The sequence below is a fragment of the Hyphomonas beringensis genome, from assembly GCF_000682755.1.
GTDB classification, from domain to species: Bacteria; Pseudomonadota; Alphaproteobacteria; order Caulobacterales; family Hyphomonadaceae; genus Hyphomonas; species Hyphomonas beringensis.
Genome location: NZ_AWFF01000094.1, coordinates 1 through 762 on the forward strand (window position 1 = coordinate 1; position 762 = coordinate 762).

Annotated in this window: 1 protein-coding gene and 1 pseudogene; both read left to right on the forward strand. The window is 61.2% G+C overall.

Going from position 1 to position 762, the window contains the following annotated elements:
- A partial coding sequence (locus HY29_RS19650; RefSeq protein WP_206741993.1) for a hypothetical protein occupies positions 1-240 on the forward strand: 240 nt, incomplete at its 5' end.
- Positions 204-762, forward strand: a pseudogene (locus tag HY29_RS16815) (hypothetical protein); the annotation flags it as partial. The gene HY29_RS19650 and the pseudogene HY29_RS16815, both read left to right, overlap by 37 nt.

Here is a 762-nt window from a genome sequence, read left to right on the forward strand (position 1 = left end):
GTGGGCTCGACTGCAAATGACCAGGTGGGCGGTGGCGTTGTGACTGCGCTGACGAATGGCAATTATGTCGTCGCAAGCGCGGGTTGGGCCAACGGCTCGGAGGCCAGGGCCGGAGCGGTGACGTGGGGCAATGGTGACGGCGGAACTTTTGGCGCAGTGGATGATACCAACAGCCTCGTGGCGAAGGCGGTACTGTTGGTGCAGTGTCTGCCGGCAACAGCCTCGTGGGCACAACGGTGAGCGACCAGGTGGGCTCGTTGAGCAACCCCATGGGGGTCTCAAATGGCGTGACCGCGCTGACGAATGGCAATTATGTCGTGGCCAGCCCTAAGTGGGATAGTGACACGGCGACCGATGTCGGAGCGGTGACGTGGGGCAATGGTGACGGCGGTACGACAGGAGCGGTGTCTGCCACCAACAGCCTCGTGGGCTCACAGGCAGATGACCAGGTGGGCACGACGGGAAATAGTTTTGGTCGCGAAAATGAAGTGACCGCGTTGACGAATGGCAATTATGTCGTGGCCAGCTCTGACTGGGACAATGGCGGAGTGTCCAATGCCGGTGCGGTGACGTGGGGCAATGGCGCGGCCGGGGTGATAGGCGTGGTGTCTGGTTCCAACAGCCTTTTGGGGGCAGATGCTGATGGCATGCTTGGCAGTCAGGTTGTAGAGGCAGGGTCAGGCACATTTATTGCCGCCACAGATGACTCTTATACAGGGGCCGGGCGTGCTCTGGTCGGCCTGACCGATCCAAGCCAGTTGA